Source organism: Faecalibacterium prausnitzii, from assembly GCF_049532945.1.
Lineage (GTDB): Bacteria > Bacillota > Clostridia > Oscillospirales > Ruminococcaceae > Faecalibacterium > Faecalibacterium prausnitzii_N.
In genome coordinates, this window is the sequence record NZ_CP186691.1 from 903,690 (window position 1) to 924,289 (window position 20,600).

Sequence of the window (20,600 nt, forward strand, 5' to 3'; positions counted from 1 at the left end):
AGAGTAAAAAGGAGATTTTATTATGAGAATCGGACCTCAGGAGCTTATCATCGTTCTGATCATCGTTCTGGTCATCTTTGGACCCAAGAACCTGCCGAAGCTGGGCAAGATGTTCGGCAAGACCATGAAGAACTTCAAGGAAGGCATGGACGACGTCGATGACAACGGCGAAGTCAAGAAGACCGAGACCCAGTCTGAGGACAAGGCTGAGAAGAAGGACGAGGAGTAATTGTGGCTACGAACGTTAAGCGCAAAAAGAAAAAAGCCGAAGTCATGGCAGAGGACGGCAGCATGACGCTGACCGGCCATCTGAAAGAACTGCGGAACAGGCTGATCATCTGCGCGGTGGTGTTCGTGGTGGGTGTGATCGGTTTTCTGGCAGTTTCGGACAAACTGATCGATCTGCTGACGGCCATGGCCCGGAATGCGAACTATACCTTCGTCTTCCTGGCCCCGCAGGAAAAGCTGATGCAGTATTTCCGCGTCTCGCTGATCGCGGCGGTGGTCATCACCGTGCCGGTGGCGCTGTATCAGATCTACGCCTTTGCAAAGCCGGGCCTGAAGCGGAGCGAGAGCTTCTTCTTCAAGCTGGTGCTGCTGCTCGGCCTGATGCTGTTCTGCGTCGGCATCCTGTTCGCCTATAAGGTCACCCTGCCCTTTATGCTGAACTTCCTGGTCACTCTGGAAGGCACCGATTACATCACGGCGTCCATCAGCATCGAGAGCTATGTCAACCTCTGCTTGACCATGTTCATCATTTTTGGCTGCGTGTTTGAGATGCCTCTGATCACCATCATCCTGTCCAAGATGGGCATCGCAAACCCGGAGATCATGAAGAAGGGCCGCGGCGTTGCCATTGTGCTCATCTTCCTGGTCGCAGCCATCATCACCCCGCCGGACATCGTGTCCCAGTGCTTCGTGGCAGTGCCCATGTGCCTGCTGTACTTCATCAGCATCTTCCTGAGCGGCATCTTCTATAAGCCGAAAGAGGACGATGATGACGAAGAGGATGACGAGGAAGAGGACGAACCCGACGAGGAATAAGCCTTCTGGCCTTTCATTGCAACGAAAACGCGCTCTGCCTTGCGGCGGGCGCGTTTTTTGTGCCCTGCGGCCCACAGAACACAGCCGCGCCGCGCACGAGACTGGAAAAATCCGAAAAAATGGCTCCCCATCTGCGGCAGAATATGTTATAATGGCAACAAGGTAAAACGATCAGCGGGCGACCGCTGTGGAAAAGGGGTAAATGAACTATGAAGGAATACGCATTCGGCATCGATCTGGGCGGTACCACCGCCAAGATCGGCCTGTTCAAGACCACCGGCGAGCTGCTGGAAAAGTGGGAAGTTCCCACCGACACCTCCAACGCCGGTGAACACATTCTGGAAAATCTGGCCGACGCCATTCACGGCAAGATGATCGAGAAGGAGATCGCCGCAGAGCAGGTCGAGGGCGTGGGCATCGGTGTGCCCGGCCCGGTTTTGAACTCCAGCGTCGTGCCCATCATCTGCGCAAACCTCGGCGGCTGGGGCGAGCGGAACGTTTCCGCCCAGCTGTCCGGCCTGCTGGACGGCCTGAAGGTCCTTGTGGGCAATGACGCCAACGTGGCTGCTCTGGGCGAGATCTGGATGGGTGCAGCCAAGGGCTGCCGCAGCGCAGTCATGGTCACGCTGGGCACCGGCGTGGGCGGCGGCGTCATCGTCAACGGCAAGGTCATCGATGGCACCCACGGTGCCGGCGGCGAGATCGGCCACATCACGGTGGACCGCCACGAGACCGCCGCCTGCGGCTGCGGCAAGCACGGATGTCTGGAGCAGTATTCCAGTGCTACGGGCGTTGTGCGCTGCATGAAGAAGCTGCTGGACGAGAACCCGGATACCCCCTGCACCCTGCGCGGCACCGAGTTTGCCGCCAAGGACGTGTTTGATGCCGCCCGCAATGGCGACGCCCTTGCCGCCCGCGAGGTCGAGGATATGTCCAACACGCTGGGCATGGCGCTGGCCAGCATCGCCTCCACAACCGACCCCGAAATGTTCCTCGTCGGCGGCGGCGTGGCCCGCGCAGGCGATGTCCTGTTCGACCCGCTGGTCAAGCACTTCAAGGAATACGCCTTCCGCTCCTGCCGCGAGACCCCCATCAAGGCCGCAAGCCTCGGCAATGACGCCGGCATCTATGGTGCCGTCCGTCTCATCGTGGGCGAATAAGCCGAACTTCTCCACAACAAAAAGCGAAGCCGTTGAATGTTCAGCGGCTTCGCTTTTTTCGTACAGAGATTTCGGGTTACAGCGTATCTTCCCCCGGCAGCTGATTCCACAGGCGGTAGTAGACGCCCTGCTTTGCCAGCAGCTGGTCGTGGGTGCCGGATTCTACGATGCCCTCTTCGCCCAGCACAAGGATGCGGTCGTAATCCTTGATGGTGGTCAGGCGGTGGGCGATGGTCAGGGTGGTGCGGCCATGGGCCAGCTTTTCAAGGCTCTGGCCCACCAGGATCTCGCTTTCGTTGTCCAGTGCGCTGGTGGCCTCGTCCAGAATGAGGATGGGCGGGTTCTTCAGGAACACCCGCGCAATGGCGATGCGCTGCTTCTGTCCGCCGGAGAGCTTGACACCGCGCTCACCCACATAGGTATCAAAGCCATCCTTCAGGGCCAGAATGAACTTTTCGGCCCCGGCCAGACGCGCCGCTTCCATGATCTCTTCGCGGGTGGCGCCGGGCTTGCCGTAGGCGATGTTCTGGGCCACCGTGCCGCTGAACAGATACACGTCCTGCTGCACGATGCCGATATCCTGCCGCAGGCTTTTCAGGGTGACATGGCGGATGTCCTGTCCATCGATCAGGATGCGGCCGCTGGTCACTTCGTAGAAACGGGGGATGAGGTTGCACAGGGTGGTCTTGCCTCCGCCCGAAGGGCCGACCAGCGCCAGCCGTTCGCCCGGCCGGATATCCAGACTGACGTTGTGCAGCACCTTGTTGTGGTCGTCCGGGTACTCAAAGCTGACGTTTTCAAACCGGATGTCACCGGGGCCGGGCTGCAGCGGTACCGCATCCGGGACATCGCCGATGGTCACAGGGGTGTCCATGATCTCGGCAAAGCGCTCGATGCCGGTCATGCCGCGCTGGAACTGCTCGGCAAACTCCACGATGCGGCGGATGGTGGCAATAAGGGTGGTGACGTACAGCATATAGGCCACCATGTCACCGGCGGTGATCCTGCCGTACACCAGCGAGAGGCCGCCTGCCAGAATGACCACCAGATACATCAGGCCGTCGAACAGGCGGGTGGAGGTGTTGAAGGCACCCATGGCGTAGTAGCCGAGGGTCTTGATCTGCTCAAAATCCCTGTTGCCCTTTGCAAACTTCTCGCGTTCCTCATCCTCGGCGGCAAAGGCCTTCACGACACCCTGCCCCAGCAGGCTGTCCTCGATGGTGGAGTTCAGCTCGCCGATCTGCACGCGCTGCTGGCGGAACCGGGCGCGGAGCTTCTGGTTCAGCTTGACCGAGACGACTCCCATCAGCGGCACGCAGGCGAACACCGCCAGCGTCAGCGGCACACTGGCCCGGCACAGGATAATAAAGGACACCACGATCTTGATGGCCGCAATGAAAAATTCCTCCGGGCAGTGGTGGGCGAACTCGGTCACATCGAACAGGTCGTTGGTGATGCGGCCCATGATGGTGCCTACCTTGGTGTTGTTGTAGTAGGTGTGGTCCAGCTTGAGCAGGTGGTCAAAGGCATCGCGGCGCATATCCGTCTCGATGTGCACGCCCATGATATGACCGATGCTGGACATGAAATACTGTGCCGCTCCATCAATGATGCGGAGCACGAAGTAGATGCCCGCCAGCTTGAGCACGATGCCCGCCGTCAGAGTGATGCCCACGCCCATGGCGGCGTTGGTGATAGTGCTCATGATCTTGGGCAGCACGATGTCACACAGGGTGGTCAGCGCTGCACAGAACAGGTCAAAGAAGAGGACGCCCTTGTACCTGGCCAGATACGGCAGAAAGCGCCGGATGAGGGCACGGCTGCTGGTGTGGTGTGCGGCGGGGTCCTGGGTGGATCGGATCTGTGTTTTTGGCATGGTTTCTCCTATTTTTGACCCTCTTAGGCAGCGCGCCAGCGCTGACGGAGAGGGTCGTAACGTTACTTTTTACTGTAATCCCGTTCACCGTAGATGGCGGTGCCGATGCGCACAAGGGTAGCACCCTCCCGGATGGCGTTTTCAAAGTCGCCGCTCATGCCCATGGAGAGGGTCTCCATGGACACGTTGGAATAGCCGCGCTCTCCGGCCTGCACAAACAGCTTGTACACCTCGGCCAGATAGCGGCGGTTGCGGGCATCGTCGTCGTTCACGGGCGGAATGGCCATCAACCCCTTGACCCGGATGTGCTCCTGTGCAGCAGCGGCATCCAGCAGGGGCCAGAGCTGTTCCGGCGAAACGCCGGACTTTGACGCCTCGCCGCCGATGTTCACCTCCAGCAGCACGTTCTGCACGATGCCGGCCTTGGCTGCTTCCTTCTCGATGGCGTTCAGCAGATGCTCGCTGTCCACGCTTTGGATGAGGCTGGCACGGCCCAGCACTTTTTTAATTTTGTTCGTCTGCAGATGGCCGATAAAGTGGCTGGGCTTGCCGCAGTAAGCACCTGCGTCAAAGTTTGCGCACAGCTCCTGCACATGGTTCTCACCGAACACATCAATGGGCAGGGCTGCGCTTGCAGCCACGGTCTGCGCCGTGCGGGTCTTGCAGGCGGCGCACAGCTGCACCTCGGCGGGGTCGCGCCCGGCCTCGCGGGCCGCAGCGGCCATGGTCTCCCGGATGGCGGCAACGGCCTCCCGCATCTCTTCCAGCGTTTTTTCAGCCATACAACTCAGTCCTCCTCGGTATACTTGGCGCGTTCGCCGCCGATGAGCTTCGGGCGGGTGCGGGCGCACAGAATGTTCGCTTCACCAATTTTGGAAAGGCTCAGCCGCACCGGCACCGCCACCCGCTTCAGGTGCATCCCGATCAGGGTGCCGCCGATATCAATGCCTGCATGGGCACGGATCTCTTCCACGGCCACCGGCTCCCGGAACTTCTTCCAGCAGGTAGTGGCCCAGCTGCCGCCTGCGTGGGGGCGCGGCACCACGCACACCTCTTCCCAGCCGTATTTTTCGGCGGCTTCGCGCTCGATGATAATAGCGCGGTTCAGATGCTCACAGCACTGTGCGGCCAGCCAGATGCCGTTTTCGGCCAGCACTGGGGCAATGCCCGCGTACACGGCCTGCGCGGCTTCCAGACTGGAATCCTTGCCGATGTGCCCGCCCACGATCTCGCTGGAGGAACAGCCCACGACAAAGACATCACCTTTGCGCAGTCCGGCCTGCGCCAGAAGTTCGGTCACGGCCTGCCGTGCCTCGGTTTCGATCTGCTGTTTGAATGCTTCCGTCATATGGATTCACCTCATATCTACCCTTGTGCGCAGGGCCCGCCGCTTCTTGGCATGGTGGGCCTGCGCGTTTTGTAAAAGATCGGCCCGGCCCGCAAAGCGGGACGGAGAGGGTTTACACCCTGACCCAGTGCAGTTTTGTTTCCCCGGAAATAGCCAGATAGACCCGGCTGCCCACCGGGCAGAGCGCCGTGGTGCTGCCGGAGCTGCCGCCGGGAATCGTCCGCTGCCAGCTGCCGCTGGCGGGTGCGACCGCCTCGGCGCGGATGTCGCTGGCCGAGAGGGAGAACAGACCCTCCTGCATCGTCTGGCTCAGCCGCAGGGCCATGCCCCGCAGCAGAGTGCGCCCGGCGTGGTCTTCCAGCCAGCCGGACCTGGCCCAGCGGTAGCTGATGTAGAGCGTGCCGTCCGCATCCAGCGACAGGGCACCGGGGTAGCCGGGCAGGCCGTACAGATGGGTCGAGCAGCCTTTGCCCCCGGCCGTCCGGTCGCGGGCGGCGGTGTCCACCGCCCAGACGCAGCGGCTTCCCAGGTCGGAGACATAGAGCGTCTCCGCTGCCTCATCCAGCGCAAGGCCGGAGGCCCCGGCGATGCCGGTCAGGACAGTCTCCACCGTGCGGGCGGCGGGGTCGTAGACGTAGACGCTTCCGGTGCCGGTGTGGGCAGTCAGTTCGGTGCGCAGGGCGCTCTCCACGCCGTGCCGGGCGCGGGTGGCGGCAAGGTCGGTGAAGTAGACCACGCCGTCCGATGCGGCAGCCACTGCCGTGGGGCAGGAGAGGGCGCAGCCGTCGATCTGGCTCACGATGAGCTCCACTGTCACGCCCCACTGGTCGCTGTTCACCCGGTAGAGCCGCCCGCCCTCCGATTCCAGCGTCGTCATCCAGATGGTGCCGTCCGGTGCAAAGGCGAAATCGGTGATCTCGCCGGCCGTTGTCAGCACTTCGGTCCGACCGGTGCCGTCCGGCTGCATCCGCAGCAGGCAGCCATTCTTACCGGATTTGGCAGCGGCGTAGAGCCAGCCGTTGTTCTCCCGCAGGGCGGAGATCTCCGTGTAGGGGGCCAGTTCCAGAACGCCGCCTTCGGCGGCGGTCTGCGCCCCGGTCTCCTGTCGGACGTCCGGGGCAGTGTAGGGCGTGGGCGCGGCCTCGATGGGCCGCAGCACCAGCCCCCAGATGAGGGCCACCGCAGCGCAGAGCACAAAGACGATGCTCAGCTTCTGGAACCGCTGCAGCACCTCTTCCCGCTCGGCGGCGCGCTGGGCCTCCTGCGCTGCCCGGCGGCGGGCCGCTGCGGCGCTGGTCTTCTGGGCGCGGCGCATCCAGCGGTCCACCCAGAGCGCCGCACTGGGGCCGATGGTCAGCGATGCGATGAGCAGGATGAGCAGCAATTCAACAAGTCCGATCCGCATGGAGGACTCCCTTCCTCTGGTCAAAAACAGATGGGTATTCGTATCGTTTCAGTATAGCACAACTGTGCCGGAAAGTGCAAGCGCGCCCCGGCGGGGCAAACGGGGCAAACAAAAAGCAAGCGGCCCGGAACAGAGCCGCTTACGGGAGGGTTCAGGTGCGCCATTTTTTCCGCCGCGCACCCAGAGCGCGGCGGAACGGACGATAGTACCGGTAATAGAACTTTGCGCCGAGGAGCGGCTCCATCACCTCTTCGTCGAACCGCATGGCCCGGCTCTTCTCCTTCCAGCTGGAATGGTAATGGTGGATGGAGTAGGTATTGGAGGTGATGTCGCAGGTGGAACCGGCATAGGCCACCGGGCAGAAATACTCCACCGGAAAAACTTCCATCTCCGGGGTGGACTGGCGGGTGCCGTCGGCCCGGATGCCGAACCGGGCAAAGACGGGAAGATTTCGTTTCGGGCAAGGGGTCAGGTCGCAGCTGCCGTCCGGCAGCAGGAAGGGCAGGCTGTCGTAATCATCCAGCAGGGCTTTCACCACCGGGCTGCGGGCCTCGGCCCCGAAGCCAAGGCCGGTGGCGACCTCGTTGTTGTGCTGGAAGCCGAAGAAGGCCGGATACGCCAGCAGGTCGTCCAGCGGGCGGAGCAGCTCGACGTCGGTGTCCATGTAGATGCCGCCCTGCTCGTACAGGATCTTCAGGCGGGCATAGTCGGCCACAAAGGCCCAGCGGCGGGCATCGTAGGCCTGCTGGGTGTAAAGCGACTGGGAAACGTCGAAGTTCTGCTCGTTCCACTCGATGATCTCATAGTCCGGGCAGTATTTTTTCCAGCTGCGGATGCAGTTCTGGATGTTTTTGGGTTTTGGTGCGCCGCCAAACCAGCAGTAGTGGAGAACTTTCGGGATGCTCATAAACAAAACCTCCGGCTCAGGAGCGGATGCTGCTGCGCAGAGCGCGGAGCTTGCGCAGCAGGTCGTGGTCAAACAGGAAGGCAGCGCCCGCGAAGGCAGCGCCGATCCAGATCATATGCAGCAGGGCTACGCCGATGACGCCCGGCAGGCTGAGCTCCGGGCGGCTCTGGATGCCCACGATGCGCAGGATGAGGGCCATCAAGCCCAGATAACAGCCCCATTTCAGCGCCGGGCGGGCCATGCTCTGGTGCAGGATGTTTCGGTAGGTGTAGCGGAAGATGAGCACCAGGCGGCAGAGCAGCGCGGCCAGAGTGCCGAACAGGCAACCGTAGATGCCGAAGAACTGGATGCCAAAGAGGGTGATGGCCAGATTGATGGTCATCTCGGCCAGAGCATGCCAGCGGGTCTGCTGGAACGCTCCTTCGTACTGGACGACATGGTGGTAGATGCCCTTGCCGCTGTCCAGCACGGCCTTGAGGGCGAAGAGCAGCAGCAGGAAGGCGTCGATGTAGTTGGTGTCCTGAATGCCGCTGGTGTAGATGCGGATGACCGGCAGCAGGAAAGCCGCCGTCATGGTGTAGCAGAATGCGACAAAGGCCAGATACAGCGTCTCGCACAGGTCGAACAGGCCGAGGAACCGCTCCCGGTCGGTGTGGAAGATCTGGCCCATCCGGAACGAGATGCTGTTGAGGAACAGGCTCATCACGAAGACGATCTGGACGAAGAACATGTTGTAGATGCTGTAGACGCTGACGAGCTGGAAATTGCAGAAGTAGGACAGCAGCACCATGTCCGTGTTGTTGAAGATAACGCCGGACAGCTGGTGCATCAGCACCGAGTTCTTCTGGGCGACGGCGGAGTAATCCGGTTTGGCGTGGTGGTCGATCCAGGGGTAGTTCTTGTGGGTGTACCACAGGATGACCGGGATGGGCAGCATGGAGCACAGGCAGTACAGCAGCTGCATGGCCAGAATGTTCCGGGTGAGCATCAGCACCAGCACCTTGCCGATGCCGGAGATCAGGTTGGTGGCAGTCTCCAGGTTGCTGAGCACATAGCGGCGGCCGTCCACATCCATCAGCAGCCGGTACTTGCCCTGCACAAAAAAGCTGGTGACGGAGGGCAGTCCGTACAGGATGGTGTACAGTAAAACGACGCCGCGCGGCAGGGTGAAGTGCACCACCATGGGGTACACGATGCCGATGGCCACCACGATGAGGGCATACAGTGTGCCGGTGCGGCGGTAATAGTGGTCGGTGGCGGCCAGGATCTCGCTCACGGTCTGATGCTCTTCCATCGCCACCGGGCGGTAGAGCGCCTGGGTGGTGGCCAGACCGACTCCCGCTTCGAGCAGGTAGAGGTAGGCGAACAGCTGCTTGATGGTGTTCAGCTCACCGTTGACGCCGGAACCGTAATAGGTCAGATAGAGCCGGGGCATGAGAAAGCCCAGCAGGATGGTCACAAACTGGCAGAACAGGCCGGTGAGCATGTTCCGCTCCACGCGGGAAAGGTTCTTAAATTTCATAGAAACTCCAACGCCTCCGGGAAGGCATACATTTTTCATTCTATTTTTTACTATAAAGGGTGCGGCCCGCCTTGTCAAGAAATCTGGACGAAAAAACAAACGACCTGCGCGTTTTCGCGGCAGGGACGGAAATTCGTTTGGATTGCACCGGTCAGGTGTGGTATACTGAATGTGTTCGGGTTTTCCAAAGCATTCACCCAAACTTCACAGAAATTTCCAAACTTCGCGGTATGATAACCTCAGAATACCAGACACTTTTGAGTGAGGAGGGAGCCATAGATGGCAAAAATTCTGATCGTTGACGATGAGCCGCGTATCCGCGAGCTGATCCGGGAGCATCTGCAATATGCGGGCTATGTCTGCGAGGAGGCAGGCGACGGCTCGGCGGCGCTTTCGCTGCTGAGCGGCGGCGGATACGATCTGGTGATCCTGGATGTGATGATGCCGTTCATGGACGGTATGACCTGCCTGCGGGAGATGCGCGCCCGCCACATCAACACGCCGGTCATCATCCTGACCGCCCGCGGCGAGGAATACGACAAGCTGGCCGGCCTGGAGAGCGGTGCCGACGACTACGTTGTCAAGCCCTTCTCTCCCCGTGAGCTGGTAGCCCGCGTCAAGGCCGTGCTGAACCGCACCATGCCCCGGAGCGAGGCTTCCGACGGCACCATGACCTTTGGTGAGCTGACCATCGACACGGCCAGCCACACGGTGCGCGTTTCCGGCGAGGAGGTGGCCCTGACCCCCAAGGAGTTCGACCTGCTGGTGTTCCTTGCTTCCAACAAGGGCATCGCCCTCAGCCGTGAAAAGATCCTGCAGAAGGTGTGGAACTACGACTACTTTGGCGAGGACCGCACCGTGGACACCCATGTCAAAATGCTGCGGGGCCATCTGGGCAAGTGCCGCAGCTACATTGCTACCGTGTGGGGCATCGGCTACAAATTCGACCCCGATGCGGCACGATAAAACGGAGGAGCGCAGTTGATGCGGCAACTGGGAAAAAAGCGACGTTCCATCGGCATCCGCGGGCAGATGATGTGGTTCTTGTGCCTGATCTGCCTGCTGCTGCTGGGGTTGTTCTGGTTTCTGTCCACCCAGCTGCTGGAACCGCTGTACACCAAGCACATCCAGAAGCAGCTGACGGCAGAGGCCGAGATGATCGTGGCCGAGATGGACGACGCCATCGCAAAGGGGGAGATCCTCTCGTACTGGGCGTTCGGCGGCATTAAGGTGACGAACGACGACTTCTTCAGCCAGCTGGGCAGTGACATCTATTCCAACGGGGAACTGAGCAGCTTTTGCGTGGACATTTCGGACGCAACGCTCCGCACCATCAAAAAATACGAGAACCTCTCCTATTGCAGCCTGCACCAGAAGTCGTTCCCCGATACGCTGGATGACGACATCGTTTATTCCACCGCCCGGCAGGTGCGGCAGTACTGCCGCGAGAACGGGGCCTTCGCCCGTGTGCTCCCGGCGGCCAAGCCGTCGGCCTACAATCAGCTGGTCGTGGGCCGGATGACCGCCGATGGGGCCTATACGGTGCTGGTGAGCACCACCCTGATGCACGTGTCCGAGGCGGGCGAGGTGATGAGCACCGTGCTGCCCATGGCAGCGGCGCTGATCTTTGCCTTTGCCATGACGGCGGCATGGCTGTTCAGTGAGTGGTTCACAAAGCCGCTGCGCCAGCTCTCCGGTGCGGCGCGGCAGGTGGCCCAGGGCGATTATGCCGTCCATGTGGAAACGAGCCGGAACGATGAACTTGGCGACCTGGCCGAGGATTTCAACCACATGGCGAAGGAAGTCCAGCGGGCCTCCCAGATGCAGCGCGACCTGCTGGCCAACGTCTCCCACGACCTGCGCACCCCGCTGACCCTTATCAAGGGCTATGCCGAGACGGTGCGCGACATTACCGGCGACGACAAGGCCCACCGCGATGAGCAGATGAACATTATCGTGGACGAGACCGACCGCCTGACCGCACTGGTCTCCAGCGTGATGGAGCTGAGCAAGGTGACCAGCGGTGCCGACAAATGCGAGCGCGTGCACTTTGATATGGGCCAGCTGTGCGACGAGGTGAGCGAACGGTACGATGCCATCTGCGCCCAGAACGGCTGGCAGCTCCAGCTGGAGCTGCCGGACGAGGAACTGCCCGTTTACGCAGACCCCAACATGATGCAGCGCGCACTGCATAACCTGCTGGGCAACGCCATGCACCACATGGGAGCGGATGGCATCTTCGTGCTGCGGGCTGCACCATCTGCCGAGGGCGTGCGGATCGAGGTGGAGGACCACGGCCCCGGCATCTCTGCCGACGACCTGCCCTATATCTTTGATCGGTACTACCGCTCCCGTTCGGATGCCGGCAAGCAGGGCACCGGTCTGGGCCTTTCCATCACCAAGGCCATCTTCCAGCAGCACGGCTTCCGCTTTGGTGTGCAGAGCACCGTGGGCAAAGGAACGACGTTCTGGTTCATCATGACTTCAGAGTAACAAAAAAATCCTGCGCGAAAGCGCAGGATTTTTTGTTACGAGTCGGCAGAACGGTAGATGCCCAGGCTGTTATCCGGGTCGGGCATCTTGACACGGGAGGCGCGGTCGTTGACCTGGACCAGCATCCAGCCCATGAGGGCCAGCACGGCCAGAATGATGAGCCATTTGACGGCGTTGGGGAGCTTTTTCATCGTGACGTTCCTTTTTCTTGAACTTCCGGGCGGCAGCGCTTCCGGGCACGGGCCAGCAGTGCGGCCGCATCGGCAGCGGAAGGCTCGTTCACCCAGGCCGGGCGGGGCGCAGCCCCTGCGCCGGAACTGCCCTCCTCCGCAAAGGAGGCAAGGCCGGTGTCGGTGCGGTCGTTCCAGGGCGAGAAGCCGTCGGGGGCGATGTGGGCACCGAGGCGGCAGTCCAGCACGGTGGTCTTGCCGGTAGGGCGCCAGGGCCGGCCCAGATAGACCGTCCCGGCCGGACAGTCCGAGACGAGATCGCAGTCCCAGAGAACAAAGCCCAGCCCGTCCGCCGGGCCGGACGGCGCCGTGACGAAGCTGCGGGGGATATGGTTATTCACGGTGCGCAGAGTGCACTGCTCGAACAGGGCGTCTGCCCCGCCGAAGATGAAGTCGATGTCGCCCGCGATCTCACAGTTCTGGTAATACTGCGCGGAGGCCCGCCGGGGCGCAAAGGTGCGAGGGCCGAGGAAACCGTCCTTCTCCCGCTCCTTCTCCGGCAGAGGGGCGCAGAACAGCGTATCCTGATTGCCTAGCAGCTTCACCCGGCGGAACACGGCCCGCGCACTGTCCACATAGGCTGCGATGGCTTGCCCCACCAGACTGCCCGGCCCGGCATCGTTGGCGATAGTCAGGTCCTCCACGGTGAGGCTCTCCCCGCTGAAGAAGGCCGTGTAGCTGCGGAAGGTGTGGGTGGGCCTGCCGTCCGGGTGCGGCAACCTGCCGCCGTCGGCCCAGACGAGGATGGTCTGGTCGGCACCGGCACCCCGCAGGGTGATGCAGCGCTTTTCGCAGACCAGCTTTTCCCGGTAGACGCCGGGTCCGATGACGATCTCGGCTTCCAGTTCATAAGGCACGGCCAGCACCGCTTCGGACACCGAAGCAAAATCGCCGCTGCCATCCTGCGCTACGGTAAGATGTAGCATAGAAAGGGACCTCCCACAAAAAAGATAGTGTTATTATAGTCCCTATTTGTGAATAAGTCAACGCCCGCAGGCTTCCAGCCGGAGCACGGCTGCGGTGATGTCGTCGGGTCGGCCGGTCGCCTCGGCGCGGGCGCGGGCCGTTTCCACCAGCGTTTTGGCCAGCACTTCGGGCGGGTCGGCTGCGGCAGCAGAGAGTTCCAGCTGCTTGAGCACCCAGCCCGGGCCGTCCACCAGCAGCCCGTCCGAGACCAGCACCGCATAATCGCCCACCGTCAAATGCACCACCCGGCTCTGGCCGTTCACTCCGCCCAGAATGCCGATGGGCAGGCTGGCATCCCCCACAGGACGTGCCCGCCCGCCGTGCACAAGGAAGCCCGGTGCCGCACCGGCCTTGAACAGCCTTGCCGTGCCGGTGTAAAGATCCACGCTGATGAGATCGAGGGTCGCGCCGCTCTCCTCATCGCTCTTGAGGGCCAGTGCTACATTGACCAGCCGTGCGGCCAGCTCGGCGGTGAAGCCTGCCTTGAGCAGGCGGGCCGTCAATTCTGCGGCCAGGTTGCCGTCCACAGCGGCCGGGCGTCCGGTGCCCATGCCGTCACAGAGGATCATCTGTGCGGCGGTGGGGCTGCAGAACTGCTGCACCGCATCGCCGGAAATACTGCCCCGCGCGGCGCTCCCGGCAGACCCGAACACGGCCCGCAGCACAGGCTTTTCGCTGAACAGCAAGGTGGTCATTCCCTTGCAGGAAAGCACCTGGGGCGGGTCGAAGGTGCGGCGGCAGAGCCGCCCGACCTCCTGTGCCAGTGCGGCCAGCTCCGGGGCAGAGAACCGGGTGCGGGGCAGGGTGACAGCGGCCCGCGTCCGGCCCAGATCATCCAGCGTGACGGCACACTCCTGCGGCGGAGTGCCAAGCTGCGCAAAAAAGTCCGCCACCCGGCCGGATTTATAGGGTTCCGGGTCGCCCGGACGGCCCAGCTGTTCTCCCAACACGCCCAGCGCTTCGGCCACGGCGCTGTACTGCTCGGTCAGGGCAGTGCGCATGGCTTCGGCATGAAGGCGGGCCTCCTTGCGGCTGCGGTACAGCGCAAAGGAGCGGTTTGCCGCTGCGCACAGCGCTGCCGGGTGGATGCAGCGCCCCAGCTGGGCTGGGAGATCGCCGGTCTCCAGATGGCCGTTCCGTTCCAGAATGGGCCGCAGGGCGTTCATGCCGTCCAGCGTCGCGGTGTATTCCTGCTTCCAGCAGGTATCCCGCCGTCCGCAGTTGAAGCAGAGCGCATCATGGGCGTTGTCGATGACCCAGCGGAAGGTCTCGCACCGGTGGGGCAGGGCGTCGTAGACCTCGTTGACGGTCTCTGCGAGGGAGGACAGGCTTTCGGCCACCGCTTCCAGCCGGGTGGCCGCCGCCGAAAAACGGGGCCGCTCCTCCGGTGCGTCCGGTTCGTCTGTGGGCACCGGGGCCAGCCAGCCGCCGGGCAGCAGTGCGGCCAGCCCCAGCCCCGCCCCGGCGCTGAAGGCAAAGCCAAAGGCACTGCCGGGCGGCTGAACGCAGAGCACTCCCGTCACACAGCCGCCCGCATAGGCGGCAAAGGCTTCCACCCGGCGTCCGGGGGCCAGCAGAGCAGCCGCTGCACTGGCGCAGGAGAGCCCGGCCGCCGCCGGGCCGAGGGAGGCATCTGCCCCGCAGAGGGCCGCACCCAGCACGGCACAGCAGGCAAGGGCGGCTTTCCCCTGGCCCCGGCAGCAGAGGGCGGCTTCCAGCGCCGCGCAGAACACGACGCCAAGGCAGACCGGCCCCAGTGCGACCCCGCCCAGGGCCGCAGCGGCAGCGGCCCCGACGAGTAGCATCCCCGCGCCGGGCGTTTCGGGCGGGAACCGCCGCAGGGCAAAGCCCAGCGCTCCCGCCAGCAGAGCATCTGCCCCGCAGGTGAGCAGCAGGTCGACCCCGCCGCCGGTGGGTCCGAAGGCAAAGCAGACGGCCCCCAGCCCCAGAGCTCCGCAGCCCGCCAGCAGGGCGGGCCGGAACCGGCCCGGCCAGAGCCACCGTGCTGCCACAGCGGCCCCGATGGCGCAGAGCAAACAGATGCTGTCCAGAGACAGCGCCCCGAACCCATGGAGCAGCAGCCCCAGCACTGCCCCGGCCGCACAGGGGGCAAAGCAGTCCTCTGCAAAGCCGAGCGTTAGCCCCAGCCCGAAGGGGATGAGCGCCCCATACAGCACCGCCCAGCCGCCGAGCAGCCCGGCCAGAAAAGCCGAACCCTGCCGCAGAGCCGGGCGGACGGCTGCGCGCGGCAGCAGCGCCGCCGCAAAGGGATGGAGGGTATTCTGCCTGAGAAGATCGTGCATAAAAACTCCCCGCTTTCCGGCGGGGCGTTTTGGTTCTGTTCCCCGCGCTTTCTGCATATACTGTAGCGCGGCCGCCGGGCGGTTTTTGGGAGGGTGAAGCGAAGCGGCATCCTTTTGCTAAAACCAAGAAAAAAGCCCTGCGGCGTACAAAAACCGCAGAGCTTTTTGGAAATTTTAGAAGATTCAGCCGTTCAGCTTTTCAATTGCCGCTTTTACGCGGGCAAGGGTGGTTTCGCGGCCCATCATGCAGGCAAGGTCGGTGCCGCCGCCGGGGGTGCGCTGCTTGCCAGAAAGGGCAATGCCCAGCGGATACAGCAGCCAGCCGTTCTTCTTGCCCAGCTCCTCAGCCTTGGCCTTGCAGGCATCAAAGACGGCATCGCGATTGCCAAAATCCAGTGCTTCGTCGCTGAGCACAGGCAGCAGGGCTTCCAGTGCCTCCTTGGCGGTCTCCGGGGTGGTCTTCTGCTTCTTGTTGGCGTACATGCTCACATCGTACTCGGGCATCGCATCAAAGAAATCCAGCTGCTCCGGGATCTCGCCCAGCACTTCGCAGCGGGGCTGCAGGTTTGCGCACAGCAGCTTCTTGTCGATGGAGGTGTGCACGGCCTTGTCGATCCACGGCTCCGCCTTTTTCTGGAACTCTTCCGGGGACAGGCGGCGGATATATTCCGCGTTGATGGCCCGCAGCTTGAGGGGATCGAAGATGGCCGGAGACTTGGAGATGCCGTCCGGAGACCAGATCTTGACCAGCTCCGGCAGGGAGAAGATCTCCTGCTCGGCATACTCGCCCTTGGGGCTCCAGCCCAGCAGGCAGATGTAGTTCAGCACGGCCTCGGTCAGGTAGCCCTTTGCCACCAGATCCTGATAGCTGGCATCGCCGTTGCGCTTGGAAAGCTTATTCTGCGCATCCTTCATGACCGGCGGGCAGTGGATGTAGGTGGGGATCTCCCAGCCGAACGCCTGATACAGCAGGTTGTACTTGGGGGTAGAGGACAGATACTCGCTGCCGCGGATCACGTGGGTGATGCCCATCAGGTGATCGTCCACCACATTTGCAAAGTTGTAGGTGGGCATGCCGTCGGTCTTGATGAGGATCTGGTCGTCCATCTCGCTGTTGTTCACCTCGATGTGGCCGTACACCACATCGTCGAAGCCGGTCACGCCCTCGCGGGGGATCTTCTGGCGGATAACATAGGGTTCCCCGGCAGCAAGACGCTTTTCCACTTCGTCCTTGGGCAGGTCGCGGCAGCATCCGTCATAGTGGGTCATTTCGCCGTTGGCGCGCTGCTCGGCGTGCAGGGCCTCCAGACGCTCCTCGGTGCAGAAGCAATAGTATGCCTTGCCCTCTGCCACCAGCTGCTCGGCATACTGTTTGAACATGCCCATGCGCTCGCTCTGCACATAGGGGCCCACGGGGCCGCCGATGTCCGGGCCTTCGTCCCACAGCAGACCGGTCTCCCGCAGGGTGTTGTAGATGACATCCACAGCGCCCTCCACATAGCGGCCCTGATCGGTATCCTCGATGCGCAGGATGAAGGTGCCGTCCTCGTGCTTTGCCATCAGGTAGGTGTACAGGGCAGTACGCAGGTTACCAACGTGCATATAACCCGTAGGCGACGGCGCAAAACGGGTGCGGACTTTATTGCTCGGCATAGAAAAACGCTCCTTATCTATATCGGCAAATAAATTTGTGAATTGCTACCCTTTAGTTTAACTGTTCAGCGCGATTTTGTCAACGAGGAGACGCGAAGAACGGCCGGAAGGGGGCGTTCTCTCCCGGAAACGATCAAAATCGTCGAATCTGCCCAATTTTCGGAGAAAAACTTTGGAGCGAAACGCTGCCGAAACGATTGACAAACGGCGCAGAAAACGGTCAAATAAAAACGACACATTTCAACACATTCGGGCGGAGGTAGAGGCAATGAAACAAAAATCGTTCGATGCAGTGCGGCAAAAGAGCAGGGCGCTTGCGGTGCTGCTCTGTCTGGCCGTTCTGCTGCTGACCGGCTGTGGTGGAGGTGGGGCAGCTGCACCGGAACCGCCCGCGTCTGCTCCGGCGGCGGGCAGAACGGACGAGGATACGGCTTCTTCTCCGGCGGCACCCGCGCCTTCGGAACCGGAATCGGTGTCCAGTTCGACGGCCGTGTCTGAGTCGGAAGCTCAATCGCCACAGGAACCGGAGGTGGAAGACTTTCTCCGCTGTGAGCCGATGGACTACACCAGCGTATCGGCGGTCTGCTCCGGGCAGGAGGGCACCCTTATCGTGGTCAAAGTCCGCGTGGAAAATACGACGGAACAGGTCGTCCATGCGTCCAACACCAGCGCATCGCTTGGGAACGTGACGGTGGGCAACGCAGTGGACGGCATGTCTGCGGACCGGGTCGCTGCGGGCAAGGCCGCAGAACATCTGACGGCGGTGCTCCGGACGACGCAGGAGACCGTGGTGAAAAAGCCGGTCGTTGCGGCCCTTGAAAGCGCAGCCGAAGCTCTGCAGCCGGGGCAGAGCGCGGTGGCGTATGGGTATGTATTCCTCCCGGCCAGCGAAGGCAGCTGGACACGGGCGGATTTTCTGTGGAAGGAGCAGGCCATCGGCAGCCTGACGCCGAAGAAAAAGCCGCAGGCCCCTGCGGAGTCGGCTGCGCCGTCGGGCAGTACCGCCGCTTCGGCACCGTCCGCAAAGCCGGAGCCGCCGGCCAGCTCTGAGCGCCCGGCCGCGTCAGAACGCCCTGCCGTCTCGGAGCCGCCCGCAGCTTCGCTGCCCACGGCATCGCCGGGCAGCCCGGCCGGGTCCGAACCGTCCTCGCAGCCGGAGACGTCAGCTGGGTCCGAACACCCCGCTGCATCCGAGCCACCGGCCTCGCCGCCTGCATCCAGCGCACCGTCGGCCCCGGAAACACCGGCAGCGTCCGGGACGCCTGCTTCGTCGGAAGTGCAGGAGCCGGATACGTCTGCGGCGTTCCCGGAGTTTACCGTGCTGGGGCAGACCCTGACGCCGTCCGGTTTCTGTGTACACTTCCGGGTGAAGAACCACACAAAGGAGACGCTGGACCTGGAAAATACCGCCGCACAGTTTACGGATGCTGCGGATGGGACGTTCCGGGAAGACCGGCTTTACCAGGACGGCACGAAGAGCCGCTGGATCGGTTCGCTCTGTTATCTGACGAACGGAGCGCAGACGGACGAATATCCATGCTACGTCGTCACGTCGGCCCGGAGCATCGTGCTGAAGCCGGGGGCCTCGGCGGAGATCTGGGTCTATGGGCACCTGTCGGATACGGAGAAGGTGTCCCTGGTCGCCGTGTCGCTCTCTGCCTGCTGCGGCGGCAAAACGTGCCCCATCCCGGACGAAGATGCCCTGTTTCTGGTGCCGGGACGGAACGGCTCGAAGCGTGGGACGAGCAGCAAAAAATCTTAAAAAATCCAAAGAACCGGAACTTTTCGCCCGGAGGCGGACTGCCTTCGGGCGTTTTTGTGCCCATTCCAAAAACATCCGGGAAGTTTTTGTCGAAACGGACCGCAGGCGTTGACGAAGCAGGAACTATTTTGTATACTAATGAAGCACTGGAACAATTTTCCTATCACCGGATTTGTGGCCGGGCAGCGTGGCCCGGAAAAATGAGGAAAATACGAGAAGCAGTGTGAATTAGGCAAAGGAGAAGCACAAAATGAAAAGTACCGGTATCGTCCGCGGCATCGATGCGCTGGGCCGCATCGTTCTGCCCAAGGAGCTGCGCACCAGCATGAAGCTGGAAACGGATGCAAAGCTCGAAATCTTCGTTGACGGAGACGCCATCGTTCTCAAAAAGTACCGCCCAAAGGGAAGCTGTGACTTCTGCGGGACCGTCGATGAGCAGGCCGTGCAGTTCGCAGGCTACTGCATCTGCTCCGCCTGCCGGAAGAAGATCGGCGCCCTCTGAGCACGGGCCGCAAAAAGGAGAAGACGCTATGAGCCAGATGATCGATTTTACGCTGCCGTCGAGCGCACCGGGGCGGATGCTCCATGCCTTCCGCTGTGTGCCGGAGGGTGAAGTGCGCGCCATCGTGCAGCTCTCGCACGGCATGGTGGAATTTATTGACCGCTACAAGCCGCTGGCGGAATATCTGGCCGGGCGGGGCATCCTTGTTACCGGCCACGACCATTTGGGCCACGGCGGCTCCATCCGCACCAAAGCGGACTACGGCTACTTTGCCGAGCCGGACGGCAACCGCGCCGTTCTGGCCGACCTGCACGCCATGACCGTGCGCACCAAAGAGCTGTACCCGGGCGTGCCTTATTTTCTGCTGGGGCACAGCATGGGTTCGTTCTATGCCCGGCAGTATTTGTGCGAGTATGGCAGCGAACTGGACGGAGCCATCATCATGGGCACCGGCTTCCAGCCCAAAGCGCTGGTCGCGTTTGCCCGCACGGTCTGCCGGGTGCTGGCGGTCTTTTTCGGCTGGCAGCATCGCAGCCGACTGGTGGCGGAGCTTTCGTTCCTGGGCTACAACAAAGGGCTGGAGGGCCGCACCACCCACGACTGGCTCAACCGCGATCAGGCCGAGGTGGACAAATATCTGGCCGACGAACGCTGCACCTTTACCTTTACGCTGAACGCCTACTACAGCATGTTCAGCGGCATCCTGCGCCTGCACGACCCGGCGTTCCTTGCAAAAATGCCCAAAGACCTGCCGCTGCTGTTCTTGGCTGGCGATGCCGACCCGGTGGGCGAGCGCAGTGCGGGCGTCCGGCGGGCCGTGCAGAGCATGAAGGATGCCGGGATGCGGGACGTGCAGGTCAAGTTCTACCCCGGTGCCCGGCATGAACTGCTGGTGGAAACGAACCGCGCCGAAGTCTTTGCTGACATCGGCGATTTTGTGGAACGGCACCTTCCCTGAGCGGCATTGCCGTGGGATCGGGATGGGTGTTCGGAAGATGAAAAAAGGGCTGCGGCTCTATTTTTCTGGATGGCTATGGATGCCGAATCCAGCTCACAGTAGGGGTAAAACAGGTTTTTCTGAATGTGTTGCATTTCGGTCGCACGTTCCAGCATGTTCCGAGCATTTATGTGACAAAGAAAGCCACGATACAAACGTTGTTTCTGACGCTGTATCGTGGCTTTCTTCATGGTCGGAGTGGCGAGACTCGAACTCGCGGCCTCCTGCTCCCAAAGCAGGCGCGCTACCAACTGCGCAACACCCCGAAAAAATACTATTATAGTATACTCTTTTTTGCGGCGTTCGTCAATCCTGAAGTGTGCAACTTCACGCTCCCGCTGTTTGTGCGCATTTTTGTAAGAAAATCCGGTTGCAAAGGCCGGAAGGGATGGTCTATAATGGGGTTAAGAAAGCGGCTGGGAGCCGCTCGAT

The 20,600-nt window shown here is 62.1% G+C and carries 18 protein-coding genes and 1 tRNA gene; 8 read left to right on the plus strand and 11 right to left on the minus strand.

The window, feature by feature from the left end; translation table 11 throughout:
- Positions 1-22: 22 nt before the first annotated feature.
- The 3 genes from ACNQFG_RS04520 (at position 23) to ACNQFG_RS04530 (ending at position 2,204) form a co-directional block, all read left to right on the plus strand.
- Entirely contained in the window at positions 23-229 is a 207-nt protein-coding gene (locus ACNQFG_RS04520; protein WP_097792935.1) for a Sec-independent protein translocase subunit TatA/TatB, read from the plus strand.
- 2 nt (positions 230-231) lie between these two features.
- A complete protein-coding gene (gene tatC / locus ACNQFG_RS04525; protein WP_423406160.1) occupies positions 232-1,044 on the plus strand; it encodes a twin-arginine translocase subunit TatC in 813 nt (270 codons plus the stop codon).
- Between the two features lie 209 nt (positions 1,045-1,253).
- Positions 1,254-2,204: an ROK family glucokinase gene (locus tag ACNQFG_RS04530; protein WP_423406161.1), complete on the plus strand. Its 951-nt coding sequence runs from the start codon at positions 1,254-1,256 to the stop codon at positions 2,202-2,204.
- Positions 2,205-2,280: 76 nt separating this feature from the next.
- On the opposite strand, the gene ACNQFG_RS04535 is transcribed toward ACNQFG_RS04530, so the two are convergent.
- The 6 genes from ACNQFG_RS04535 to ACNQFG_RS04560 form a co-directional block, all read right to left on the minus strand.
- Positions 2,281-4,080, minus strand: a complete 1,800-nt coding sequence (locus ACNQFG_RS04535; RefSeq protein WP_423406162.1) for an ABC transporter ATP-binding protein — start codon at positions 4,078-4,080, stop codon at positions 2,281-2,283.
- Positions 4,081-4,142: 62 nt separating this feature from the next.
- Positions 4,143-4,862, minus strand: a complete 720-nt coding sequence (locus tag ACNQFG_RS04540; RefSeq protein WP_423406163.1) for a YggS family pyridoxal phosphate-dependent enzyme — start codon at positions 4,860-4,862, stop codon at positions 4,143-4,145.
- Positions 4,863-4,867: 5 nt separating this feature from the next.
- Positions 4,868-5,428, minus strand: a complete 561-nt coding sequence (locus ACNQFG_RS04545) for a TIGR01440 family protein (RefSeq protein ID WP_423406164.1) — start codon at positions 5,426-5,428, stop codon at positions 4,868-4,870.
- Between the two features lie 112 nt (positions 5,429-5,540).
- Positions 5,541-6,833: an SMP-30/gluconolactonase/LRE family protein gene (locus ACNQFG_RS04550; protein WP_423406165.1), complete on the minus strand. Its 1,293-nt coding sequence runs from the start codon at positions 6,831-6,833 to the stop codon at positions 5,541-5,543.
- 151 nt (positions 6,834-6,984) lie between these two features.
- Entirely contained in the window at positions 6,985-7,740 is a 756-nt protein-coding gene (locus ACNQFG_RS04555; protein WP_423406166.1) for a glycosyltransferase family 32 protein, read from the minus strand.
- Positions 7,741-7,756: 16 nt separating this feature from the next.
- Positions 7,757-9,262: a lipopolysaccharide biosynthesis protein gene (locus ACNQFG_RS04560; protein ID WP_423406167.1), complete on the minus strand. Its 1,506-nt coding sequence runs from the start codon at positions 9,260-9,262 to the stop codon at positions 7,757-7,759.
- A gap of 279 nt (positions 9,263-9,541) precedes the next feature.
- Here ACNQFG_RS04560 and ACNQFG_RS04565 point away from each other — a divergent pair, with 279 nt between their 5' ends.
- A complete protein-coding gene (locus ACNQFG_RS04565; RefSeq protein WP_423406168.1) occupies positions 9,542-10,228 on the plus strand; it encodes a response regulator transcription factor in 687 nt (228 codons plus the stop codon).
- 18 nt (positions 10,229-10,246) lie between these two features.
- A complete protein-coding gene (locus ACNQFG_RS04570) occupies positions 10,247-11,755 on the plus strand; it encodes a sensor histidine kinase (RefSeq protein WP_423406169.1) in 1,509 nt (502 codons plus the stop codon).
- 35 nt (positions 11,756-11,790) lie between these two features.
- Here the strand turns inward: ACNQFG_RS04570 and ACNQFG_RS04575 are convergent, their stop codons facing one another.
- From ACNQFG_RS04575 to gltX, 4 genes are all read right to left on the minus strand, one after another.
- A complete protein-coding gene (locus ACNQFG_RS04575; RefSeq protein ID WP_179859523.1) occupies positions 11,791-11,946 on the minus strand; it encodes a hypothetical protein in 156 nt (51 codons plus the stop codon).
- Positions 11,943-12,911 carry a pectinesterase family protein gene (locus ACNQFG_RS04580; protein ID WP_423406170.1) on the minus strand — a complete coding sequence of 323 codons (969 nt, stop codon included), beginning with the start codon at positions 12,909-12,911 and terminating at the stop codon, positions 11,943-11,945. The genes ACNQFG_RS04575 and ACNQFG_RS04580 overlap by 4 nt, the downstream gene beginning before the upstream one ends.
- Before the next feature lie 57 nt (positions 12,912-12,968).
- Entirely contained in the window at positions 12,969-15,254 is a 2,286-nt protein-coding gene (locus ACNQFG_RS04585; protein WP_423406171.1) for a SpoIIE family protein phosphatase, read from the minus strand.
- Between the two features lie 183 nt (positions 15,255-15,437).
- A complete protein-coding gene (gene gltX / locus ACNQFG_RS04590) occupies positions 15,438-16,907 on the minus strand; it encodes a glutamate--tRNA ligase (RefSeq protein WP_097774254.1) in 1,470 nt (489 codons plus the stop codon).
- Positions 16,908-17,175: 268 nt separating this feature from the next.
- On the opposite strand from gltX, the gene ACNQFG_RS04595 reads away from it, so the two are divergent.
- The 3 genes from ACNQFG_RS04595 (at position 17,176) to ACNQFG_RS04605 (ending at position 20,129) form a co-directional block, all read left to right on the plus strand.
- Positions 17,176-18,669 (plus strand): hypothetical protein, encoded by a 1,494-nt coding sequence (locus ACNQFG_RS04595; RefSeq protein WP_423406172.1) that lies wholly within the window; start codon positions 17,176-17,178, stop codon positions 18,667-18,669.
- Between the two features lie 250 nt (positions 18,670-18,919).
- A complete protein-coding gene (locus tag ACNQFG_RS04600) occupies positions 18,920-19,171 on the plus strand; it encodes an AbrB/MazE/SpoVT family DNA-binding domain-containing protein (RefSeq protein ID WP_097792916.1) in 252 nt (83 codons plus the stop codon).
- Positions 19,172-19,199: 28 nt separating this feature from the next.
- Complete coding sequence (locus ACNQFG_RS04605) at positions 19,200-20,129, plus strand: alpha/beta fold hydrolase (RefSeq protein ID WP_423406173.1); 930 nt, start codon at positions 19,200-19,202, stop codon at positions 20,127-20,129.
- Positions 20,130-20,358: 229 nt separating this feature from the next.
- On the opposite strand, the gene ACNQFG_RS04610 is transcribed toward ACNQFG_RS04605, so the two are convergent.
- A tRNA-Pro gene (locus ACNQFG_RS04610) sits at positions 20,359-20,434 on the minus strand.
- Between the last annotated feature and the right edge of the window lie 166 nt (positions 20,435-20,600).